The following is a 22585-nucleotide window of genomic DNA, read 5'->3' as shown; positions in this document are numbered from 1 at the left end:
TAACGGAAAAATTGCCGACAATAAGTCCAGTAGAACCAAAAGTGCGCACGAATCAAATTGAATACAGTTAAATAATATGGAGGATTACATAATGTCAGAAATTAAACAGCCAGCAAGTGCCTTATCTTCACCAAGATTTTGTAATATGGGAACATTTATGAGAATGCAGAAAGTGGACTCCGCAGAGGGCCTTGATTTCGCCATTGCAGGCGCGCCCTTTGACACGGCCAGCTCCTTCCGTTCCGGTTCACGCTTTGGTCCAAATGCAATCAGAAATATTTCAGCCATGATGAAGCCCAACAATGTAATCATGCAGGTAAACATCATGGACGGATTAAAGGGCGGAGACATAGGCGATTTCAATGTTACTCCCGGTTATATCCATCCCACCTACCAGGCAATTGAGGAAGGGGTTGCCAACATTCTGAAGGAAAATGCATGTCCCATCGTACTGGGAGGCGACCACTCCATCACACTGGCAGAGCTTCGTGCGGTTGCAAAAAAGTACGGTCCCGTTGCCCTGGTACATTTTGACTCCCATTCCGATTTATGCGACGAGGTATTTGGACAGAAATATAACCACGGCACACCGTTCCGCAGGGCTTTGGAAGAAAATCTCATTGATGCGTCCCATTCCATCCAGGTGGGAATGCGCGGCTCCCTGTATGACCCGGATGAGCATAAGATGGCGGCGGAGCTTGGAATGAAACTAATTCCTGCCCACAAGGTAAGGGAGATGGGACTGGAGACACTGATTAAGACCATACTGGAGCGGGTGGGAGATAAGCCCTGCTTCCTGACCTTTGACATTGATTTTGTGGACCCCGCCTATGCGCCGGGAACCGGCACGCCGGAGGTGGGAGGCTTTACTTCCCTGGAAGCCCTGGAGCTGGTACGCAAAATCAAGGACCTGAACTTTGTGGGATTTGACCTTGTGGAGGTGCTGCCCGCATATGACCACGGTGAGATAACCGCTTATCTGGCAGCCAACATTGTATTTGAATACCTGTCTATCCTGGCAGTGAAGAAAAAAGAGAAATAGCGGCAGCTGCAATGGAGGATAAGGCATGGAAAATGACAATAATGTGAACGGGAACCTGAATGACAACTCGGTATTAGACGCACTGGTGCTTACCCGGAATCAGTGGAAGAGCGGGATAGTAAAAGCAGTTATTTTCACCTTGATTGCAGTCATCATCTTTTTTGTCCCGGTTACGGTAAAGGGAAGTACAGATGTCACATTCGGCATCATATATAAGAACATCAAGGCTGGCCTGGGCCTTGCAGGGATGTGGATGGGCGGACTTATCATCATGGGCAACGGCCTGGCCAGCGTATACGGGAAGTATTTCTGTAAAAACAGGAATTCAGCTGTTTACCGGTATTATCAGGAGGATTCGGTGCTGCATCCGCTGTTTTATATGCTGGGAAGTATATTTGCCCTGATTCTGGTACTGCACTACACGTTTCCGTCCTTTGGGGGCCCGGAGGCCATCGTCAGTCCCGGCATAGGGGAAACCGTATACTCCATTGCCATGGACGTGGCCTGGATTATTCCGGTCAGCGCCGTATTCATGCCCTTTCTGCTGAATTACGGAATCGTGGATTTTATCGGCAGCCTGATGGAGCCGTTGATGCGGCCTGTGTTTAAGATTCCCGGCCGGAGCGCTGTCAACGCCATTGCGTCCTTTGTCAGCTCTGCCTCGGTAGGGGTGCTGATTACCAGCAAGCTTTACCAGAGGGGAATTTATACGAAAAAGGAAGCAGCTCTTATCGCCACGGGATTCAGTGCGGTCAGCGTGGGATTTGCCTATAAGGTAATTGAGACAGCGGACCTTTCGGAATATTTTCTGCCCATATATTTCATAGCGCTTCTGATAACACTTCTGGTCAGCTTTTTCATGGCCAGGATTCCTCCCCTGTCCCGCAAAGCCTCTGTGTTTACAGACGGTCATCAGCAGACAAAGGAGGAGATTGAGGCGGAACGTGTGCCGGCCAGGGCTGTGCTTAAGACAGGCGCATCCAGGGCAGTCAAGAAAGCAGCCACTGCACCCAATCTTTTTAAGGAAATACGGTCCAGTCTTCTGGACAGCTGTTATGTGCTGCCAAAGGTGATTTCACTGCTGACAGCCGTTGGAATCATAGCAATGCTTATCGCCACCTACACACCGGTATTTAACTGGATTGGCAAATTATTTGAACCTCTTCTGGTCCTTTTACAGGTACCGAACGCGGCTGAGATTGCACCGTCCCTTCCGGTCGGAATCGCGGAAATGTTTCTGCCTGTGCTGATGATTGCCGATAAGGTCGGTACCCTGGCCGTGGGAGCCAGATACATGGTGGTCACCGTATCCATGGTACAGATTATCTTCTTCTCTGAAACCATTGTGGTCATGCTTTCTACCAAGATACCCGTATCACTGAAGGAACTGATTATCTGTTTCTTTGAGCGGACCATCGTGGCAATACCAATCAGTGCACTGTTCATGCACCTATTATTTTAAAGAATAACGCTATTTGTAGAAAACAGGGAGATTTCATGTTATAATCTCCCTGTTTGTTTTATTTTAAGGCGTGTATTCGCGCGTTTGAGAAGAGAGGAGAATCTACGTGTTCCGAGCAGAGGATTATGTAAAAGTGGACAGTCTGTCCGAGGCATATGAATTATGCCAGAAGCGCAGCAGCCTGGTTGTGGGAGGCATGGTGTGGCTTAAAATGACCAATGTGACCAAGCGTACCATCGTGGACCTGTCCGGCCTGGGACTTGATAAAATCGAGGAAACCAAGGAAGAATTCAGGATTGGAGCCATGTGCACCCTGCGCCAGCTGGAGACAGACCAGGGGCTTGGCCAGTATTTCGGGGGCATTTTCAAGGAATGCACACGCCATATCGTGGGTGTCCAGATGCGCAACCTGGCCACGGTGGGAGGCAGCATATACAGCCGTTTTGGCTTTTCCGACATTCTGACCTGCCTGATGGCACTGGATACATATGTGGAGCTTTATCACGGGGGAGTGGTTCCCCTGGAAGAGTTTGCCCAGCGGCCTGTGCGCCGGGATGACAGGGATATCCTGGTGCGTATTATCATAAAGAAAGACGGAAGAAAGGCAGCCTACACCACCCAGAGGAATTCGGAAACGGATTTTCCGGTGATTGCCTGCTGTGTATCGCGGTGGGGCAATGACTGGTATGTGGCAGTGGGTGCCAGACCCGGAAGGGCACGGGTAGTGAAAATCAAGGATGACGGATACGACAGCCTGGCGCAGCTTGCCGGGGAGGCGGCCGATTCCTTTACCTACGGCAGCAATACAAGGGCAAGCGGGCAATACCGCCGCCAGCTGGCTGCTGTGTATACAAGACGCCTTATGGAGAGACTGACGGGAAGGAGTGTAAGCAGAGCATGAATATAGAGTTTCGGTTAAATGGTAAAAATGTACAGGCAGAGGCAGAGCCGGACGATATTTTACTGGACCTGCTGAGAAATCTGGGCTGCTACAGCGTGAAGCGGGGCTGCGAGACAGCCAACTGCGGCCTGTGCACCGTATGGATGGACGGAAAGCCGGTGCTGTCATGTTCCACCCTGGCTGTGAGGGCGGACGGCCGCCATGTCACCACCTTGGAAGGACTCCAGAAAGAGGCGGAGGAGTTCGGCATGTTCCTGGCAGCGGAAGGCGGGGAGCAGTGCGGATTCTGCAGCCCTGGCTTTATCATGAATGTGCTGGCCATGGAGCGGGAGCTTAAAAACCCGGATGAAGAGGCCATCAAGGAGTATCTGGCCGGTAACCTGTGCCGCTGCAGCGGATATATGTCCCAGCTGCGGGCTGTTAAGAAATATCTGGAATCAAAACAGGAGGTGTGAGCAGATGGGATATACAGACGATAAGACATCCGACAGGACATGGGGCCATACATGCGGTGCATGGGGCAGCACATGCAGCAGTGCAGGCAATACTTGCGGCAGCACGGACGGTACATATGCCGGAAGGAATTACCGTGTGGTAGGCGCCCCCTTCATCAAGAAGGATGCCAGGGCTCTGGTGACAGGCAAGCCGGTGTTCACGGACGATTTGGCTTTAAAGGACTGTCTGGTGGTGAAGGTACTGAGAAGCCCCCATGCCCATGCACTGGTTAAGGAGATAGACTGCGGCGTGGCCGCCAAGACACCGGGCATCGAGTGTATCCTTACATGGAAGGACGTGCCCCGGAACCGTTTTACCATGGCGGGGCAGACCTATCCGGAGCCCAGTCCCTATGACCGGCTCATACTGGACCGCAGGCTGCGTTTTGCAGGAGATGCAGTGGCAATTGTGGCAGGCAGGGATGAGGCTGCGGTGGACCATGCCATGCGTCTCATACGTGTAAAATATGAAGTGCTGGAGCCGGTACTGGATATGCATGACGCCAAGGACGCAACGATACTGGTGCATCCGGAGGAGGACTGGAAATGCCTCTGTGATGTGGGCGCGGACAACAAACGCAATCTCTGTGCATCCGGCGCAGAGGGACACGGGGACCTGGAACAGGCGTTTGCAGGCTGCAGCCATGTAATAGAGCGGGTGTACCACACCAAGGCCAACCAGCAGGCCATGATGGAGACCTTCCGGGCGTACACCCACCTGGATGTGTACGGAAGGCTGAACGTGGTGGCTTCCACCCAGATTCCGTTTCATACAAGAAGAATCCTGGCCCATGCCCTGGATATACCCAAATCCAGGATTCGCGTTATCAAGCCCAGAATCGGAGGCGGTTTCGGGGCAAAACAGACCGTTGTGGCAGAGGTATATCCGGCCATTGTGACCTGGATAACAGGAAAGCCAGCCAAAATCATTTACAGCCGTTATGAGTCCCAGATTGCATCCTCGCCCCGCCATGAGATGGAGGTACGGGTAAAGCTGGGATGTGACAGCAGCGGCATCCTGAAGGCCATGGATGTCTATACATTGTCCAACACAGGGGCCTATGGGGAACACGGACCAACCACCGTTGGCCTGTCCGGCCACAAGTCCATTCCGCTGTATCACACGCCTGAGGCATTCCGGTTCAGCTATGACGTGGTCTACACCAACCGGATGTCGGCCGGTGCTTACCGCGGGTACGGGGCTACCCAGGGAATTTTTGCCGTGGAATCAGCGGTCAGCGAGCTGGCAGCTGAGCTGGGTATGGACCCGGTGAAATTCAGGGAGCTTAACATGGTCAGGGAGGGCGATGTTATGCCGGCCTATTACGGCGAGACAGCGGCCAGCTGTGCCCTGGACCGGTGCGTTGCCAGGGTCAGGAACATGATAGGCTGGGATGAGAAATACCCCAGACGCCAGGTGAGCGGTTCAAAGGTACGGGGCGTGGGACTGGCCATGGCCATGCAGGGTTCCTCCATATCCGGAGTGGATGTGGCGGGCGCTACCATCAAGATAAATGACGACGGTTTTTACAGCCTGATTATCGGTGCGGCCGATATGGGAACAGGCTGTGATACCACCCTGGCCCAGGTGGCAGCCGAGTGTCTGGGCTGTAAACTGGATGATATTGTGGTATTTGGGGCTGATACGGACATTTCTCCTTATGATTCCGGTTCCTATGCCTCCAGCACCGCCTACCTCACCGGAACAGCGGTGGTCAAGGCATGTGAAGCTCTGAAGGAAAAGATTATCCGCAAGGCAGCCAAATACCTGGAGGCAGATGAGGAGGAGCTGGAGTTTGACGGAAGGCGGGTATATAAGCTGTCCTGCGGGGAAGACGGCGCTGCAAAGGAAATCACCATAAAGGACCTGGCAAACAGGGTGCAGTGCGCCAACGAGGATGCCCTTCAGGTGACCCAGTCCCATTCCTCCCCCATATCCCCGCCGCCCTTTATGGCAGGAGCTGCCGAGGTGGAGGTGGATTTGGAAACCGGCCAGGTGGAGTTAATCAGATTTGCTGCCGCAGTGGACTGCGGAACCCCTCTCAATGAGAACCTGGCAAGGGTTCAGACAGAGGGTGGACTGGTCCAGGGAATCGGCATGGCCCTGTACGAGGATGTAAGCTATTCAAAGAACGGAAAGGTCCATGAGAATTCCTTCATGCAGTACAAGGTGCCCAGCCGTCTGGATGTGGGCAGGGTCCAGGTGGAGTTTGAGAGCAGTTTTGAGCCCACAGGTCCCTTTGGCGCAAAATCCATCGGCGAGGTGGTTATCAACACGCCGTCCCCGGCCATTGCCAATGCGGTTTACAATGCAGTGGGCGTGAGGATACGGGAACTGCCCATAACTGCGGAGAAAGTGTTTAAGGGAATGAACGGACTGTAACAATCCAATACCTGCCAGCCCTGAAATAGCAGATAAGCCTTGCATATCCTTTCCAAAAGTTGTATACTAAGACCAGTTATGATTGCGTAACCGGGACAATAAATGCCGTGCTGCACATGCAGGACGCATCCGGTACAGGCGCGTCAGGTTCACACCAACACCAGGAGGAATTGCAATGATTGAGGCAACGAGCTGCGGCGGTGTGGTTATATTTCGAGGGAAAATCCTCGTCCTTTATAAGAATTACAAGAACAAGTATGAGGGATGGGTTTTGCCTAAGGGAACAGTAGAAGCTGGCGAAGAGTATAAAGAGACGGCCCTCCGTGAAGTGAAGGAGGAGACTGGTGTCAGTGCATCCATTATCAAGTATATCGGCAAGAGCCAATACTCCTTTAATACCCCGCAGGATGTGGTGGAAAAGGATGTACACTGGTATCTGATGATGGCCGACAGCTATTACAGCAAACCACAGCGGGAAGAATACTTTCTGGATTCCGGGTATTATAAATTCTACGAGGCATACCATCTGCTGAAGTTTTCCAATGAAAAGCAGATACTGGAAAAGGCCTATAATGAGTATCTGGATTTGAAGAAAAGTAATCTTTGGGGAAGCAAGAAGTATTTTTAAGTAAATATGTACGTATACGAGGGCGTTCTGCGAGGGCAGGACGCCCTTTTGACTCCAATTTGACTCCAATTGACATGAAAAGGTGATAATTTTATTTATGAGTCAATATCCATGTTATCGTGTCTGAGAGGTTGAAGCATCAGCTGGTATCTCTGGGATAGCTTTTTATTTCCAGGCAGATATATGAAAAGTTAGCTAGTAGTTTTATAGCATTAGTAGTTTTAATTCGTTCAGACAGATAAGGGATTACTGCTGAAACGTATTTAGAAAAATGTAATTAGAAGTGCTCATATAACATTTGGAGAAATTCTTTTTTAGGAATTTTCCAACACCGGCCTAATTTAATGGCATGAATTTTTTTATCCTTAATCATCTTATATACGGTAGATTGGCTGATTTTAAAATTTCTGCAAATCTCATTAATCGAATAATATTCTTCTTGTATTTCCATGAAAACCTCCTGAATTTTTTATTAATATGTTATAGGTTTTTAATTATCTATTAACGATTTTACGTGTCAACTAACACTGAAAATGTTATACACTTTGGATGATGGAATCCATGGTATTGACATTCAGGGGAGCTGATTTGGTGTTATATTCGACAAAATAATACGTACTTGATAGTAGTAAAATCTCTCTATAGCTGACTTAAGAGATGGCCACGGAGATTTGTGATGTCTAGAATTGGTTCTGTATTTTATTTTCTAAGTTACTCTATAATTTTTTGTGGGTAGTGGTGAGTGAGTTCCGTGAACTTTTTTCCAAATCTAAATAGGAAAAACCAGAAATTGAACTGGAATCAAGGGAATGCTATACTGGCCTTATCAACAAAACAGGCTGCAGCAATGTTGGATTGATGATTTAAGGTGAAAGGAGGAAATGGATGAGACTGGACTATCAAATGGAGCAGATGCTTAGTTACCTGCATGAGGATAAATTTGTTACTGTTGAGTATATGATTTGAGTCTGAAACGCAGGCCTCATTATGGGCTTAAATTGGTGGGAAAAGAAATCAGTATCAGAGGCTGTCTTAGTGAACTATTTTATACATCTGCAGGTCAGGGAATTCGGCTTTTTAATCAGGTACTGCCTGAGGAACAGGATATAGAAGCGTGCATAGTGGAAGGAATCCATCTGTGCGGCTATACTATATATGACTCTGACCGGTCAAATATTCGGCGCGCCTTGGGGGATAGTAAAACGCCGATGTATGCCATAGCAATCGCAACAGTGTATATAACCATTATTCAAGGAAGGATATAGAGGTTACAATGGAGGCTCTTGAAGGAAGATTGAGAATCAGTTGATATTTTTCTGTTTAGATTCCGGAAAATGTTGTAAGGTATCCATCAATCGGATATAATGAAAAGAGATACAGTTGTGATATATCCCTAAAAAACAGAGAAGAGGTGGTATTTTGCAAAGCCAGACCCAAGATGTGCTTATTCAGTATGTGAATAGAATACATGAGATATATGGGAGTGAATTAAAGGCTGTTATTTTGTATGGTTCCTATGCAAGGGGAGATTATACCGAATCCTCAGATATAGATATTATGATTCTGGTGGATTCAACGGAGGATACCATAAAACAGAAAGGGCGTATGGTTTCTGATATAACCTTTGATTTTAATCTGGACCATGACATTATGATTATGCCGATTGTAAAAAATATAAATCATTTCCAGTACTGGCTTCCGGCTGACCCTTTTTATAAGAATGTGAAAAATGAGGGGGTCGAATTGTATGTTGCCTAATAGTGGTAATCCCAGGGACCTTGCTCTTCACCGTCTTACAGTTGCAAAAGAGGATTTGGCAACTGCAAAAGATGATTTTATCGGTAAGCATTTCAGAGCAGCTAATAACAGAGCATATTATTCAATCTATCATTCGATTACAGCAGTATTAGCTTTGGAGCAGATTGCTTTTAAGAGGCATAAGGACACAATTGCATATTTTAATAAAGAATATGTCAAGACAGAAAAATTTTCCAGACAACTCGGCCGCAGGATTGGCAGGGCCCAGGAGATTCGTCACGCCAGTGATTATGACGAGTTCTATATCGCTTCCGTTGAAGAAGCCCAGGAACAAATTGACACTGCCGAGTTATTATTGAACGCAGTGGAGCAGTATGTGTCTTCCTTTGGAAAATAGCGGATTCTTTCTGACTCCAATTTGACTCCAATTTGACTCCAATTGTGGAGGAAAGGGTAATAAAATGTAATATGCTATAAGCTGTAAACAACGTAATTATGCGGTTCTTAGTAAGTAGTAAAACATAGCGGGACAGTATAAAATACCTTTAATATAAGGTAAAGCAAGAAGTGTTTTTAAGTAAATATGTACGTATACGAGGGCGTTCTGCGAGGGCAGGACGCCCTTTTGACAATGTCCTTTTCCAAAAGAATAAGCCTATTATGGTTCCAGCATAACCTTAACTGCCTGGGGATTACGTTCCGCGGTCTCATAAGCCTTCTTCCAGTCGGCCAGCTTATAGCAGTGTGATATCAGGCCGTCCGTCTTAATCAACCCCTTTTCGATTCCGCGGATGACAGCCGGATATACGTTGGCGGACAGATGGGAACCGATGATGGTTAACTCCTTGCCGTCTCCGATGGTATTCCAGTCAGCGCTTACCAAATCAGAAAGCACACCCATCTGGACATAGCGGCCGTGATTGCAGAGCACGGCTAATCCCTGGGCAGCGCTCCTAGGGCTGCCGGAGGCTTCCACATAGACACTGCAGCCCAGCCCGTCGGTCAGCTTCATGATTTCCTCGGCCATGTTGCATGCCGTGGGATTCAGCACAATATCCGCCCCGTAAGCCTTTGCCATCTCGGCACGCTCATCCCTGATTTCCAGGCCAATGACCAGCTTCGGAAGCTTTAAGTTCGCCAGGTTGCACATGGATACGCCGATGGCGCCTAAGCCGGAAATCACCACAACGTCATCATTTTTGATGTCGGCCTGCTCCAGTGCATGCATACCGCAGGCAATGGGCTCCACCAACACGGACTGTTCCTTTGTAAAGGTCTTCGGGAGCTTATGTTTCAGGCTGGTTTTTGGAAGCTTTACATATTCTGCAAATCCGCCGTTTGCGTATTCCTTAAAACCAAATACAGCCGATCTTGTACACATCCAGTAGGTTCCGTTTTTGCAGAAATAGCATTCATTGCAGGGAACCACCTGTTCTGCGCAAATGATGTCACCTGCCTGAAAGTCTCCCACATCTCCCTTTGTTTCCACCACCTCACCGTAGAACTCATGTCCCGGAATGCAGGGGGTTTCAATATAACGGTCTGCCTCTGAGGTGCCCCATACCCGGATTCCGCCGTGATATGCCTTCAAATCCCCGGCACAGATACCGCATCCCCTGACCTTCAGGAGAATCTCGCCGTCGGAAAGCTCCGGGACCGGATACTCCTCATAACGGTTATCGCCAGGTGCATAAGTCACTACTGCTGACATTTTCTTCATCTTTTCCATTTTTATTTTCTGACCTTTCTATGAATTAGTTTATTATCACGGTTCCATTTATCCCTTCAAGCCGGAGGTTGCTATTCCCTCCACTAAGTATTTCTGGAAGAAAATGAACATGATTACCGCCGGAAGCACTGACAGGAATGCCATTGCAAACATGGCTCCGTAGTCCGAGGATGAGCCTGGGTCGCAGAAGAGCTTAAGAGCCAGCGACACCGGATATTTTGCCGACTCATTTACATAGAGCAGGGCGGATAAAAAGTCATCCCATCTCCACATAAAGGAGAAAATGCCCGCGGTAATCAGAGCCGGTGATATGAGAGGAAGGATTATCTTTGAAAATATCGTGTAATAGGAGCATCCGTCGATTTTGGCTGCCTCGTCCAGTTCTCTGGGGATTCCATCAATAAAATTAATCATCAGGTACACAAAAAATCCCTGGATGGCGAAAAAATACGGAACAATGAGAGGAAGGTAGCTTCCCACCCAGCCCAGCTTCTGATACCACAGATACTGGGGAATCATGAGTACCTGGGCCGGCAGCATCATGGATATCAGCATGGCGCTGAACAGGAGCTTTTTCCCCTTGAATTCACAGCGGGCAAAGCCGTAGGCCACGAGAGCCGAGGAAATGACGGTGCCTATGGTTGCAACGATGGAGATAAACAAAGAATTTTTGAAGAACACCCCGAAACTAATCTTGGCAAAGCCCTTCCAGCCATTGATGTAATTCTGCAATGTGAATTTCTCCGGAATCAGGGACCCAGCTGTGGCGAAAATGGTGTTTGTCTCCTTAAAGGAACTCATGACCATCCAAATCAGGGGGTAAATCATCATAAGCCCAAAGCCTAATACAAGAACATGATATATTACAGTGCTTATTTTTCGTGTTGTTTTCATCAAAAGCCTCCCTCATATACCCAGAACTTCTTTGTGGCAAACAGGACCAGGGTAATCATACCCACAATGGCAAGCATAATCCAGGCCAGCATGGCTCCGTAACCCGTGTTATAAAACTCAAAGGACTGCTGGTACATGTAAACCGTATAAAACAGGGTGGAATTCATGGGCCGTCCCTGCGTAATGATGTAGGACTGGGTAAATGCCAGAAAACCGTTAATCATCTGCATCACAAGATTAAAAAAGATGGTAGGTGTCAGCAAGGGCAGGGTAATATCCTTAAACTGCCTGAGCTTTCCGGCGCCGTCCACTCTGGCCGCCTCATAAAGAGTGACCGGAATCTGCTTTAGAGAGGACAGGAAAATCAGCATGGAGGAACCAAACTGCCACACAGCCAGGAGAATCAGCACCCATATGGCGGTTCTCGTATCTCCCAGCCAGGAGAGTTCTGAGTGGATTCCAAAAAGGGAAAGCAGGCTGTTTACGACGCCGTCCATGGCAAACATCCGCTTCCACAGGATGGATACCGCTACGGAACCGCCGATGATGGAGGGCAGATAGTAAGCCGCCCGGTAGAACCCGGTAGCTTTTGTGCTCTTTAACAAAATCATGGCAACCAAAAGCGCAAAAATCAGCCTCAAAGGAACGGAAACCAGTGCATAATAGAAGGTAACTCCAATGGCCTTGTAAAATGTCTCATCGGTTAAGACCGCCAGATGGTTTTTTAATCCCACAAACTTAGGCGGTGACAGGATATTGTAATCACAGAAGGAATAGTACAGGGAGATTCCCATGGGAACCACCATGAACAATAGAAACCCCAGGATGAACGGCAGGGTGAAAATCACCCCTGCCGTACTCTCTTTATTTAAATGCGCCTTTAATTTCATGGCCGCTCCTTTCTATTACTTTGACAGCGCCCCATTTCCAATGTTGTAGAGCTCCTTCGCAGCGTCGGCTGCGGTCAGTTCCTGATACCCCACCTTTTCCACCAGTTGGTTCACTGCCTGAATCACCTCTGCGGAACCTTCCGGAGATGGAGGGTCAATCAGGGAGGAGTTGGGCTCCACTACATTGTATACAAAATCAATTACCTGCTGGCTGGACTTGTCCATCAAGCCTGAAATTTGTTCGGATACAACGGAAGACACAGGAATTCCACGCTCTCCCAGAAGAATTTTATTGGCTTCTATGTCATTGTTCCAGTAATTTAAGAATTTGGCAGCCTCATCAGGATTCTTTCCATCAACGGTAATGGAGAAGAACATGCCTGGCTTTAAGTAATTCGCTGCCTGAGGATTGTCTGCGGGCCAGGTGGTAATCCCCACTTCCAGATTGTCCCCGGCTGCATTCTGCAGGGAAGAAAAGGCATTTGACCAGGAAAATGCGCACCAGCTTCTGGTACTTGGGGTGGAGCCGTAAACCAGGGGCATCTGCTCAGGTGTTCCAATGGTACGTTCCGCGTAAATGGACGGTTCGCACATCCATCCTTCGGTAATTCCTTTCTCATAAATATCGAAAAAGGTCTTCAACTGCTCCTCTGTAGCGCCCAGCTTGCCGTCTCCATAGAGCGAAACTCCCTGGGAGCGCATGACATAAGCCGCGAAGTCGGCCCCATTTCCATAAAATACATCTGTCTTATAGCCGGTTTTCTCATAGACCTCCTTGCAAACAGTATAGAATTCCTCCATGGTCATATTGTCGTGGATTTTGATTCCGTTTTCTTCCAGCAAAGTTTTGTTGTACAGCAGGGTAGGGACATTGATTCCGGTTGGAATGGCATAAAGGCCGTCCCCCACTTTGCCGGAATTTAAAATATCTTCACTGATGTTAGAGACGTCAATGGTTCCGTCCTCTACATAGGGAGTCAGGTCCACCAATAAATGATTGTTCACGAACTGGTCCAGGTAAGCGTAATCCATCTGCACGATATCGGGTAAGGTATTGCCGGCGGCGGCGGTGGAAAGCTTGTTCCAATAGTCCGCCCATTCGGCAAACTGGCCGTCAAACGTGATGCCGCTCTGGCTGCTGTAGAGGTCCAGCACCTGCTGGGTCCGCTCATTTCTCGTCTGGTTCCCCCACCAGGAAACAATCATATTGACGGTTCCTGTCTGGCCCTGGTTTGTACCGGCCGCCGTGGCCTCATTTGTATTTTCACTGCTCTGTCCGCTGCCGCAGGCGGTCAATACGGCCGCCGCCAGGGCGCATCCTAATAATGCTGTCCATTTCTTTTTCATAATAATAAGCTCCTTCCATTTTTCCTTTTCACACATTTGTACAAATCCGTGCTGCTTTATGAAAATAGTATAGTTTTTTTGTACAGAAAATGGAACTCAAAAAAACGTTCCACGGTCCTAAAAAAACGTGGTTTTTCCGGGGGCTGTTTCCTAAAAAACCGGCCTTACAGTTCGATTTTCCGGCTTGCGGGGGCTATACCCTTGCAAACCGGGTGGAGTTTTCCTATAATAATAGACATGAAAATAAAAGAAGAAATCCATAAAAAATTTAACAATTTTTCTTTGAATAAGAAGTTTACCTGCATTATCTGTTTTGTCCTGGCCATGACTGCGTTAGGGACAGGAACCGGCCTGTGGTGTATCTATCATTCCGGCAACCTCCTTCTGTACGAGGCCACGAAGGAATCCTCAGACTACAGTTCTTCCGCCATAGCAGAACGGCTGTCCAACACAGTGGACATGACTGGAATGATTCTGGCGGATAACTCCATCCAGGACCTTCTATCGGTTGCCTCTGATTCCCAGGCCAGCGACAATGACAAGTCCAAGGCGTTTCGGACCTTATCTTATGTGATACCGGATTACTATCAAAATTTCAGGCAAAACGGCATTTACTACATTAATTTATATAATCCAAGCTACGTGACCTACAGCAATCCGGCCAGATGCCGGGATGTGCCGCCGGAGATAACAAAAGCCCTTTTGGCCGCTGCCCATGAACATCCGGGAGACGCTATATGGGTCACGGATTACTGTGAAGAATACGGCCTCTTTCTTGTCAGGGATGTACGGCGGGCCAAGGATTTTCAGTTGGACACCATTGGGACCATTCTGGTGAATATTAACCTGAACGAGGTAATCCAGAATTCGGCAGGACAGGTTTTTGATTCGGCGCCGCCTCTCTACATCATTTATAAAGAAGGGAAGGAAATCTACCATTCACCGCAACTGGAGAATCAGGCAATCCCTGCAATTTCCAGGGCAGCAGATTATGGAACCATAGGGAATCCGGGAAGTTCCTGTTTTTTCTATACCAGAGGTACAATTCCTGAATTTGGATGGGATTATCTTTGCCTGCGCCCCAATGATTCTGTGGTTCAGGCCCGGCTTTTATCCCTTTTCCTGTCCTTATCCGTCATTGGTTTGACACTGTTTGCCAGTTTGCTTTTTTCCCGGAAAATGTTTCTTTCCATCAGCCGGCATTTTTACCGTCTGCTCAGTAAAATGAACCAGTTTGGAAAGGATGAGCCACTTTCTCCTTCCAGGGAATTTGATTATTCCGGCCGGACGGACGAGATTGGCGCCCTCCATCAGGGCTTTGACCAGATGGCCCGGCAGGTCCAGGAACTGATTCAGAAAAATTACGTCAACGAGCTTCTGACCAAAGAAATGCAGCTCAAGGCCCTGGAAAACCAGATTAACCCGCATTTTCTTTACAATACGCTGGAATCCATCAACAGCTATGCCAAGGCCATAGAGGCGGAACCGATTTCCAGGATGGTGGAGGCGCTGGGGTCCCTGCTGCGCATTACCTTAAGTAAAAGCACGGCTAAGTCGGTGATTGAAAGCGAAGTGGGCATCGTAAAAGATTACATGGCGATTATCCAGGTCCGGTTTGGAGACCGGGTGCAGTATGAACTCTCGATTCCGGAGGAGCTTTACCATACACCCATTCCCAGGCTGACCCTCCAGCCACTGGTGGAAAATGCCATCAACTATGCGTTGGAGGAGATAATCGGCACATTCCGCATCCAGATAACCGGAAAGCGGGAAAATGGAATGGTTATACTTACAGTCAGCAATAATGGCTCCCAGTTCCCGGATAATGTGCTGGAGAATCTGGAAACCAACCAGATATCACCCCACGGCTTTGGAATCGGGCTTTTAAATATCAATAAACGCATCAAGCTTCAGTTTGGAGAAGCATATGGTCTGCATATTTATAATGTGGAATCCGAGGATTTGGCAGTGGTGCAGATTCGGCTACCGGAGGACCAGAAGGACGTATGATAAAACTATTAATTGTAGACGACGAAACGATAATAAGAGAAACTCTTTCTAAGCACATTCCCTGGGAAAATCTGGGGGTCCGTGTTATCGGAACTGCGCAAGACGGCTTAGAGGCCTATGATATCATTATGGATGAATATCCGGATATTGTGATTACAGACATTAAGATGCCGGGGTTGTCCGGCCTGGAGCTTTTGCAGCGAATCAAACGCCTGCACGCAGAGGTGGAATTTATCGTTCTGTCGGGATACGGGGAATTTGAATTTGCCAGGGAGGCCATGCAGTTTGGGGTCCGCCACTATCTGCTAAAACCCTTTAAAGAAACGCTGATTATACAGACTGTGAAGGAAGTAATCGAGGAACTCTCGCAAAAGAGGATTAGCCGGTATCCCCAGCAGTCGTCACCCTTAAAGCATCTTGACAGTACCATGATGCTGAATGTGCTCAACCAGGGCGTGGCCCAGGATACGTCATGCAAAAGGACGGATTTCCAGTCTATCTATGCCCCTTACCGGAAATTCTTGGACTTTGAAAATACGCCCTATGAGTTGTGCTACCTTTATTTTGTGGATGAATCCGCCATGAAACGGGCAGTGGAATTTATCCACGGTTTCCGCCGGGAACACACGCCCGGACTGACCTTTCATATTTTGTACGTACACCAGACACTGCTGTTTTTCTTTCTGTCTTATCAGGTAGAGTATAGCGGTCTGGATGCCTGTATGGAGAAAATACCGCTTCCGGCCCAGACCATCTCAAGCCAGTATAAACGGATTCATTATGAGAATCTCCAGCTGCTTTTGGATGATGTGATTTTAAAGGTAAAACGCTATGAAATTATTTACTATGACAACGACGGCGCTCTGATTACTATCTGTAATTACCGGAGCATAACAAAAGAGGCGGAGCATCTGACCGAGATGCTCTACCAGGAAAATATCCTGGCTGCCAAAAAGGCGCTGGATGAACTGCTGATACTGCTGTCTCAGATTACGGATACCGTATTTTTTTGCCAGCTGGCCTCATCGGTTTTGATGTATTCTGCCTCACGCTGCCTGTTTTTTTCCGCTTTAAATGCAACGGAGCTGCTTCTTAAGCTGCGTACCCTGACCAGCACGGGTGATATGCTGCAGATAATCGTGCCGAAGCTTCACGAAATTTTTGACAAATACCACAAAGGCGAAACAAAAAAAGGCAGCATAAGCGTCCGCATTGATGAGTTCGTGCAAAACAACCTATCAGACTGCAATCTGTCATTAAAATGGATTGCAGAGAACCATCTGTATATGAACATTGATTATGTAAGCAAACGGTTTATGAAGGAAACCGGAGAACGTTTTTCCGACTACCTGACCCGTCTGCGGATTCAAAAGGCAAAGGAACTTTTGCTGGACGAAGGCATGGGAAGCGACAGGATTATGTCGGTAGCGGAAAGGGTAGGCTGCGGCAATAATCCAAAGTACTTCAGCCAGCTGTTCAGAAAAGCCACGGGCATGACCCCAAGCGCATATATTAAATTTATCTCAGGAGGAAAAGATAATGACAACAGAACGATTGAAAGCGAAGACAAACCAGGTGGCCTATAAACTTCTGCACCTGGGCGGCGCGGACTACGACAAGGATAAAAACATTTCCATAGAGGAAGCCATTGCCACTGGAAATGTGGCAAGGGATTTTGGGATTGAGGAATGGGACTGGCCCCAGGGCGTGGGACTTTACGGCCTGTATATGCTGTATGAACAGAATGGTGATGAAAGTTATATGAAATTTTTTGAGGACTGGTTCCGGAAAAACACAGAGAGGGGCCTGCCCTCGCGCAATATCAATACCACAGAGCCTTATCTCACGCTGCTTCAGATTATGGACCGCCTGCCCCGGAAAGACATGTATGAGGAAATGTGCATGAATCAGGCGGACTGGCTGATTCATGAGCTTCCAAAGACAGGGGACAATGGCTTTCAGCATGTAACCAGCGGTATTGGTGACAGAAACGGCGTCATCTTAAACGAAGGACAGCTATGGGTGGATACGCTGTTTATGGCCGTGTTGTTCTTGCAGCAGATGGGGAACCGCTACAACAATCCGGAATGGAAGGCCGAGGCCCTTCATCAGGTATTGGTCCATATCAAGTATCTGTACAACAAGAACAACGGCCTTTTCTACCATGGCTACAGCTTTATACGCAGAGACAATTTCGGCGGTATCTTCTGGTGCCGCGGAAACTCCTGGTTTACGCTGGGAATCACGCTTTATCTGGAACAGGCAGCTGATTTGGACGAGGGGACACGCAGGTATCTTCTGGACACCTTTAAGGCTCATGCAGAGGCGCTGCGCAGCTGCCAGGCGGAATCCGGCCTGTTCCACACCATTTTGGACGACCCGGATTCCTATGAAGAGGCATCCGGAACAGCTGCTATCGCGGCAGGGCTGCTTCGCGGAGTCCGTCAGGGCATCCTGGACAAGAGCTTTGAGCACTGCGCCAATAAGGCCATTGAAGCCCTCTGTGACTGCGTGGCCGAAGACGGAACTGTTCTCAAGGTATCAGCAGGAACTGCCATGGGAATGGATTCAGAACATTATAAAAATATCGGACTCCGCCCTATGGCTTATGGACAGGCATTGACGCTGATTGCTTTTGCTGAGGCTTTAAGGGGATAGCTGAAATTTGATGCGGTATGGATATCCAGACAGGTATCCAAATTATGACGGAATTGAATCGTTAAACTATAAGGGCGTTCTGCGGGAGCAGAGCGCTCTTCTTTTGGACCATATAACTCTGATAAATCCATTTTCTTCTATTTTTTGTAAAATATACCATGCCCCCACCTTGTCATATCATGAAAAACCCCTTTTAATATTGTCATCAAGGGAAAGAAACAGAGCAGACTCCACCATATCTTGTATAGAAACAATTTTCAATAGGGAAACTAATTTTAGTAATTGTGAATGGAAGCAGTATGGAACAGTTGGTTGCAGACAATTTAATTTATCAGACGGAGGCGTGGATGGACAAGGCAGCAGTGTTGCAGCAATTTGAAAATTATTTAAGATATGAGGAAAAGGCTGAAGCTACAATAAGTAAATACCTGCATGATGTGAGTGAGATGATGGCGTATATGGGAGATTCAGAAATAAATAAAGACCTGCTCATTCAATATCGGCAGGATATAAGCGCCAAATGCAGGGCGCAGACCGTAAACGGCAAGCTTTCAGCAGTAAATGCATTCCTGAAATTCATGGATTTGGAGGAATACAGGATTAAGTTTTTAAAAGTTCAGAAGCGGTCATATTTGGATGAAAAACGGGAGCTGAATGAAAGTGATTACAGAAGACTTCTGGAGACAGCCAGGCGCCAGGGAAAAACACAGCTATATCATCTGATGCTGGTACTGTACGGCACAGGCATCAGAATCAGTGAGCTGTCCTATGTTACGGTGGAGGCAATCAATCATGGGAATGCGGAAATCTGCATGAAGGGGAAATACAGAGTCATTATTTTTCCTAAGAAATTAGTAAAAAGACTTAAGGAATATATAAAAGCATTAAATATAAAAAGCGGATATGTATTCCGCACAAGAACCGGAAGAAATCTGGACAGAAGCAATGTTTGTCATGCCCTGAAGCGATTGTGCAAGGACGCAAGAGTCGAATCTTCCAAAGTTTTCCCCCATAATTTCAGACATCTTTTCGCAAAGAGTTTTTATTCTATTGAAAAAAATCTAGCACACCTGGCAGACGTTCTGGGGCATTCGTCCATAGAAACTACGCGGATTTATGTTGCAGGAAGCATCAAACAATACGAAAAAATAATGAACAGAATGAAGATTGGGATAGAAATACAAAAACCACAGAATAACCATTCTGTGGTGTCATGCCTGTATATTTATTGATGGGTCCATACATTATTTGTATTTTATAACAAAACGCAGACAGAGTCAATATACATATCTCTTTTTTTTCTACTGCAACAAGGCCGGAAATGAACATAATTGTCAGCCGGCCACTTACGCATGTCATAATTTTGCATTCTATTATCAGTAAAGACAGTTGTTTTTTAAATAATCTCCCTAAATATAAAATCCCTTACAAATCATTGCACACAGTGTACCGCAGAATGGTTATTCTGTGGTCTTTCCATAAATTGAGGTACCGCAGAATGGTTATTCTGAGGTACACACCAGCGGCCTGGAATTTGGACTGGCATTGTTCTTCGGAAATAACGCATATCTATGCAGGGAAAGGAAGGTTATATGGATGCTGAAGAGCTGAAAGACCTGATTATTGCAGAGGATGACATCCTGAGAGATGGGGGAAGGTATCCGGAACAAACGGCTACCATGTTTATTGTCATTGAGGGATGCAGCCAGGGGATAGTCAGGGGATATTTACAGACATTTTACTATGAGGACCCCTTTTTTTTCAGGGGCCTGGATAATTTGCTGGTTCTGATAGAAGCCATAATGGATGCAGCTGCTTACCCATCCAAATGCAATGAATACCGGCATTTGAGCAGGACGCCCCGGACGATGGGGGAGGCGGATGGGAATATGGTTGTGACAAGGCCGGAAAAGCTGCAGCCGGCCAGGTACAACCTCAGTGACCTCTGTACAGTCAGCAAAAAGAGATTGTTTTCCATAAGGGTATACGCAAGGCGTAATTCCAGCATACAGGGCATCCTTAAGAATTATAAGGGAAGCGTCAGCTTCCGCAGCGGAATGGATGTCATACGTGTCATGCATGAATATCTGAAAGAGGAACTGAATGGGTACAATGGCTTTAGACAAGGGCTGGATTGATATACATGCGCATATACTTCCGGGGGTTGATGATGGGGCAGGCAGCTGGGAGGAGGCTGTTGTACTTCTGAACATGGCCTATAAGCAGGGCGTCAGGCATATCATAGCCACTCCTCATTACAGGCGCTGGGAAGATACGGATTTATTAAAGCATATATGCATGCATCTGAACAAAAGGGCAGGCGCCATATCAAAGGATTACCATGTCAGCCTGGGGCAGGAAGTCATGTATTTTGAAAATCTCCCGGAGTATCTGGACAGGGGAAAGGCCCTGACTCTGGCAGAGAGCAGATATGTGCTGGTGGAATTCGAGCCCATGGACAGTTTCAGCAGGATTGAGAGGGCGGTACGGCAGCTGGTGCAGGCATCCTACTTTCCGGTGGTTGCCCATGCTGAACGGTACAAATGCCTTGCAAAGGACGGGCTGGCCGAAGAACTGGTGGACTGCGGGGCGTATCTGCAGATGAATTCCAGAAGCCTGAAGGGTAAGTATACGGATGAAAAGGTCCGATGGTGTAAACGAAAGCTGAAGAATGGAGTGATTCATTTTATTGCTACGGATATGCACAATGTAACAATCCGGCCTCCGGATATAGAGGACACGATTTTGTGGATGGAACGCCACATGGGAAGGGAGGCAGCAGTCCGGATTGCCCTGGAAAATCCGGAACATATATTAGCGGACAGGATGCTGTGACAAAAGAAAACGTATGGAAAAGGTAACTGCAATGGAAAAGAATTTGTATGAGGATGAAAATGATATTGAAATAGACGTGATGGAACTGCTGTTTACATTTAAGAAAAAAGCCTGGCTGATTATATTGGCAGCTGCGGCGGGATGCCTGGCAGCCGGCCTGTTCAGCAAGTTCGTTATAAACCCTGTTTATACATCCACGTCCATGGTATATGTGCTGTCCAAGGAGACAACGCTGACGTCCCTGGCGGACCTCCAGATAGGAAGCCAGCTGACTAAGGATTACAGCGTCATGATTACCAGCCGGCCTGTATTGGAGCAGGTGATTGAGAAACAGGGATTGATATTCACGTATGATGAGCTAAAGGAAATGGTCCGCATCACTAATCCCGCGGACACCAGAATCCTGAACATGTCTGTAGCGGATACGGACCCGGTAAGGGCGAAGGCGATTGTGGATGAGATTGCAAAGGCATCTTCCGATTACATAGGCGACATCATGGAAATGATACCTCCTAAAATCATAGAGCAGGGCGTGGTGGCTGACGAGCCGTCCTCCCCAAGTGTAAAGAGGAATGCAGCCATAGGGGGAATGGCCCTGGCTGTTCTGGCCTGCGGCCTTATAGCCCTGCAGGTCATCATGAACGATACCGTGCGTTCCGAGGAAGACGTGGCCCGGTACCTGGGGATGAGCGTATTAGCTTCTGTGCCGGACAACAGCGAGATGGCAGAGGAACACAGGAAGGAAGAGAATTCAAGGAAGAAAAACAGCAGGAAGCAAAAGGCGGACGGGAAGAATAACGGAAAAGGCGGTGTGAAAAGGTGGAACAGACACTAAAGTTAAAAAATTCGGAGAAAAAGGATTATCACTACGAGGAAGCCATCAAAACCCTGCGTACCAACATCCAGTTTTGCGGCAGCAGTCTGAAGGTCATCATGTTTACAAGTTCGCTGCCGGACGAGGGGAAAAGTGAAATAACCTTTGCCCTTGCCTCGTCCTTTGGGTCTATTGGAAAGAAAGTGCTTCTGGTGGACGGGGATATCCGCAAATCCGTACTTGTAAAGCGGTATGAGATTAAAGGAAATCCCAATGGATTGTCCCAGTATCTGAGCGGCCAGAAGCCACTGGACAAGGTGCTCTACCACACGGATACCGAGAATCTGGACATGATACTGGCCGGACCCTATTCTCCGGACCCGGCCGAACTTCTGGAGGACACATTATTCAAAGATATGTTGGAGAAGTCCAGGAATAATTACGACTATATCATAATCGACACGCCTCCCATGGGGAGCGTTATAGACGGAGCCATTATAGCCAGCCACTGCGACGGGGCTGTCATTGTTGTGGAAAGCGGTACTATCAGTTACCGCCTGGTCCAGAAAGTAAAATCGCAGCTGGAAAAAAGCGGATGCCGTATATTGGGAACCGTGCTGAACCGAGTTAAGGCCGGATATGAAAAAGGGTATTACAAAAAGTATTACGGCAAGACATATGGTAAATATTATGGGGGGGGGGGGGATGGTTTAGGATGTGAAGAAGATTAGGTGGAATGT

The 22585-nt window shown here is 47.7% G+C and carries 21 protein-coding genes; 16 read left to right on the top strand and 5 right to left on the bottom strand.

All coding sequences use genetic code 11. The features are described from left to right. The first annotated feature begins 76 nt into the window (after positions 1–76). From speB to I2H39_RS18310, 6 genes are all read left to right on the top strand, one after another. Entirely contained in the window at positions 77–1042 is a 966-nt protein-coding gene (gene speB, locus I2H39_RS18335; protein ID WP_347563846.1) for an agmatinase, read from the top strand. A gap of 25 nt (positions 1043–1067) precedes the next feature. Continuing rightward, positions 1068–2504 carry a YjiH family protein gene (locus tag I2H39_RS18330; RefSeq protein ID WP_195627236.1) on the top strand — a complete coding sequence of 479 codons (1437 nt, stop codon included), beginning with the start codon at positions 1068–1070 and terminating at the stop codon, positions 2502–2504. A gap of 106 nt (positions 2505–2610) precedes the next feature. After that, positions 2611–3405 carry an FAD binding domain-containing protein gene (locus I2H39_RS18325; RefSeq protein ID WP_195627235.1) on the top strand — a complete coding sequence of 265 codons (795 nt, stop codon included), beginning with the start codon at positions 2611–2613 and terminating at the stop codon, positions 3403–3405. Then, on the top strand, positions 3402–3860 hold the full coding sequence (locus I2H39_RS18320) for a (2Fe-2S)-binding protein (RefSeq protein ID WP_138309601.1): 459 nt from the start codon (positions 3402–3404) through the stop codon (positions 3858–3860). The genes I2H39_RS18325 and I2H39_RS18320 overlap by 4 nt, the downstream gene beginning before the upstream one ends. A 4-nt stretch (positions 3861–3864) precedes the next feature. After that, positions 3865–6282 (top strand): molybdopterin cofactor-binding domain-containing protein, encoded by a 2418-nt coding sequence (locus I2H39_RS18315; RefSeq protein ID WP_195627234.1) that lies wholly within the window; start codon positions 3865–3867, stop codon positions 6280–6282. 175 nt (positions 6283–6457) lie between these two features. After that, positions 6458–6910 (top strand): NUDIX domain-containing protein, encoded by a 453-nt coding sequence (locus tag I2H39_RS18310; protein WP_002567924.1) that lies wholly within the window; start codon positions 6458–6460, stop codon positions 6908–6910. Between the two features lie 277 nt (positions 6911–7187). Here the strand turns inward: I2H39_RS18310 and I2H39_RS18305 are convergent, their stop codons facing one another. Then, a complete protein-coding gene (locus I2H39_RS18305; protein ID WP_024725899.1) occupies positions 7188–7361 on the bottom strand; it encodes a helix-turn-helix domain-containing protein in 174 nt (57 codons plus the stop codon). Positions 7362–8365: 1004 nt separating this feature from the next. On the opposite strand from I2H39_RS18305, the gene I2H39_RS18300 reads away from it, so the two are divergent. Beyond that, positions 8366–8668, top strand: coding sequence for a nucleotidyltransferase domain-containing protein (locus I2H39_RS18300; protein WP_330640747.1), 303 nt, complete (start codon positions 8366–8368; stop codon positions 8666–8668). Continuing rightward, positions 8658–9065 carry a HEPN domain-containing protein gene (locus I2H39_RS18295; protein WP_024725878.1) on the top strand — a complete coding sequence of 136 codons (408 nt, stop codon included), beginning with the start codon at positions 8658–8660 and terminating at the stop codon, positions 9063–9065. The genes I2H39_RS18300 and I2H39_RS18295 overlap by 11 nt, the downstream gene beginning before the upstream one ends. A gap of 261 nt (positions 9066–9326) precedes the next feature. Here I2H39_RS18295 and I2H39_RS18290 read toward each other — a convergent pair whose 3' ends face one another. From I2H39_RS18290 to I2H39_RS18275, 4 genes are read right to left on the bottom strand one after another with little or no spacing between them, the layout of a single operon-like run. After that, complete coding sequence (locus tag I2H39_RS18290; protein WP_195627294.1) at positions 9327–10388, bottom strand: alcohol dehydrogenase catalytic domain-containing protein; 1062 nt, start codon at positions 10386–10388, stop codon at positions 9327–9329. 57 nt (positions 10389–10445) lie between these two features. Then, positions 10446–11291: a carbohydrate ABC transporter permease gene (locus tag I2H39_RS18285; protein WP_138309599.1), complete on the bottom strand. Its 846-nt coding sequence runs from the start codon at positions 11289–11291 to the stop codon at positions 10446–10448. After that, the gene (locus I2H39_RS18280) at positions 11291–12181 is read right to left on the bottom strand and encodes a sugar ABC transporter permease (protein WP_138309598.1); all 891 of its coding nucleotides are present in this window, start codon (positions 12179–12181) and stop codon (positions 11291–11293) included. Before I2H39_RS18280 ends, I2H39_RS18285 begins: the two co-directional genes overlap by 1 nt. Before the next feature lie 15 nt (positions 12182–12196). Beyond that, positions 12197–13528, bottom strand: a complete 1332-nt coding sequence (locus tag I2H39_RS18275; protein WP_195627232.1) for an extracellular solute-binding protein — start codon at positions 13526–13528, stop codon at positions 12197–12199. Between the two features lie 282 nt (positions 13529–13810). Here I2H39_RS18275 and I2H39_RS18270 point away from each other — a divergent pair, with 282 nt between their 5' ends. From I2H39_RS18270 to I2H39_RS18235, 8 genes are all read left to right on the top strand, one after another. Next, positions 13811–15538: a sensor histidine kinase gene (locus I2H39_RS18270; RefSeq protein ID WP_195627231.1), complete on the top strand. Its 1728-nt coding sequence runs from the start codon at positions 13811–13813 to the stop codon at positions 15536–15538. After that, entirely contained in the window at positions 15535–17124 is a 1590-nt protein-coding gene (locus tag I2H39_RS18265) for a response regulator (protein ID WP_138309595.1), read from the top strand. Before I2H39_RS18270 ends, I2H39_RS18265 begins: the two co-directional genes overlap by 4 nt. Continuing rightward, positions 17078–18196, top strand: coding sequence for a glycoside hydrolase family 88 protein (locus tag I2H39_RS18260; RefSeq protein ID WP_195627230.1), 1119 nt, complete (start codon positions 17078–17080; stop codon positions 18194–18196). The genes I2H39_RS18265 and I2H39_RS18260 overlap by 47 nt, the downstream gene beginning before the upstream one ends. Before the next feature lie 299 nt (positions 18197–18495). Beyond that, a complete protein-coding gene (locus tag I2H39_RS18255) occupies positions 18496–19428 on the top strand; it encodes a tyrosine-type recombinase/integrase (RefSeq protein WP_347563845.1) in 933 nt (310 codons plus the stop codon). 360 nt (positions 19429–19788) lie between these two features. After that, positions 19789–20334 (top strand): hypothetical protein, encoded by a 546-nt coding sequence (locus I2H39_RS18250; RefSeq protein WP_138309593.1) that lies wholly within the window; start codon positions 19789–19791, stop codon positions 20332–20334. Then, positions 20300–21031 (top strand): CpsB/CapC family capsule biosynthesis tyrosine phosphatase, encoded by a 732-nt coding sequence (locus I2H39_RS18245; protein ID WP_138309592.1) that lies wholly within the window; start codon positions 20300–20302, stop codon positions 21029–21031. Before I2H39_RS18250 ends, I2H39_RS18245 begins: the two co-directional genes overlap by 35 nt. Positions 21032–21044: 13 nt before the next feature. Next, the gene (locus I2H39_RS18240; protein ID WP_330640749.1) at positions 21045–21866 is read left to right on the top strand and encodes a Wzz/FepE/Etk N-terminal domain-containing protein; all 822 of its coding nucleotides are present in this window, start codon (positions 21045–21047) and stop codon (positions 21864–21866) included. Further along, complete coding sequence (locus I2H39_RS18235; RefSeq protein ID WP_195627228.1) at positions 21851–22576, top strand: CpsD/CapB family tyrosine-protein kinase; 726 nt, start codon at positions 21851–21853, stop codon at positions 22574–22576. The genes I2H39_RS18240 and I2H39_RS18235 overlap by 16 nt, the downstream gene beginning before the upstream one ends. The last annotated feature ends 9 nt before the right edge of the window (positions 22577–22585 follow it).

It is taken from the genome of Clostridium sp. 1001283B150225_161107_B6, from assembly GCF_015556325.1.
Taxonomy (GTDB): Bacteria; Bacillota; Clostridia; order Lachnospirales; family Lachnospiraceae; genus Enterocloster.
This window is presented reverse-complemented; position numbering and strand designations above follow the sequence as displayed.

Coding starts and splice junctions, on each gene's coding strand:
- I2H39_RS18290 (WP_195627294.1), bottom strand. CDS start 10,388: ATGAAGAAAATGTCAGCAGTAGTGACTTATGCACCTGGCGATAACCGT.
- I2H39_RS18330 (WP_195627236.1), top strand. CDS start 1,068: ATGGAAAATGACAATAATGTGAACGGGAACCTGAATGACAACTCGGTA.
- I2H39_RS18305 (WP_024725899.1), bottom strand. CDS start 7,361: ATGGAAATACAAGAAGAATATTATTCGATTAATGAGATTTGCAGAAAT.
- I2H39_RS18250 (WP_138309593.1), top strand. CDS start 19,789: ATGGATGCTGAAGAGCTGAAAGACCTGATTATTGCAGAGGATGACATC.
- I2H39_RS18280 (WP_138309598.1), bottom strand. CDS start 12,181: ATGAAATTAAAGGCGCATTTAAATAAAGAGAGTACGGCAGGGGTGATT.
- I2H39_RS18310 (WP_002567924.1), top strand. CDS start 6,458: ATGATTGAGGCAACGAGCTGCGGCGGTGTGGTTATATTTCGAGGGAAA.
- I2H39_RS18240 (WP_330640749.1), top strand. CDS start 21,045: ATGGAAAAGGTAACTGCAATGGAAAAGAATTTGTATGAGGATGAAAAT.
- I2H39_RS18260 (WP_195627230.1), top strand. CDS start 17,078: ATGACAACAGAACGATTGAAAGCGAAGACAAACCAGGTGGCCTATAAA.
- speB (WP_347563846.1), top strand. CDS start 77: ATGGAGGATTACATAATGTCAGAAATTAAACAGCCAGCAAGTGCCTTA.
- I2H39_RS18285 (WP_138309599.1), bottom strand. CDS start 11,291: ATGAAAACAACACGAAAAATAAGCACTGTAATATATCATGTTCTTGTA.
- I2H39_RS18275 (WP_195627232.1), bottom strand. CDS start 13,528: ATGAAAAAGAAATGGACAGCATTATTAGGATGCGCCCTGGCGGCGGCC.
- I2H39_RS18295 (WP_024725878.1), top strand. CDS start 8,658: ATGTTGCCTAATAGTGGTAATCCCAGGGACCTTGCTCTTCACCGTCTT.
- I2H39_RS18245 (WP_138309592.1), top strand. CDS start 20,300: ATGGGTACAATGGCTTTAGACAAGGGCTGGATTGATATACATGCGCAT.
- I2H39_RS18320 (WP_138309601.1), top strand. CDS start 3,402: ATGAATATAGAGTTTCGGTTAAATGGTAAAAATGTACAGGCAGAGGCA.
- I2H39_RS18255 (WP_347563845.1), top strand. CDS start 18,496: ATGGAACAGTTGGTTGCAGACAATTTAATTTATCAGACGGAGGCGTGG.
- I2H39_RS18315 (WP_195627234.1), top strand. CDS start 3,865: ATGGGATATACAGACGATAAGACATCCGACAGGACATGGGGCCATACA.
- I2H39_RS18265 (WP_138309595.1), top strand. CDS start 15,535: ATGATAAAACTATTAATTGTAGACGACGAAACGATAATAAGAGAAACT.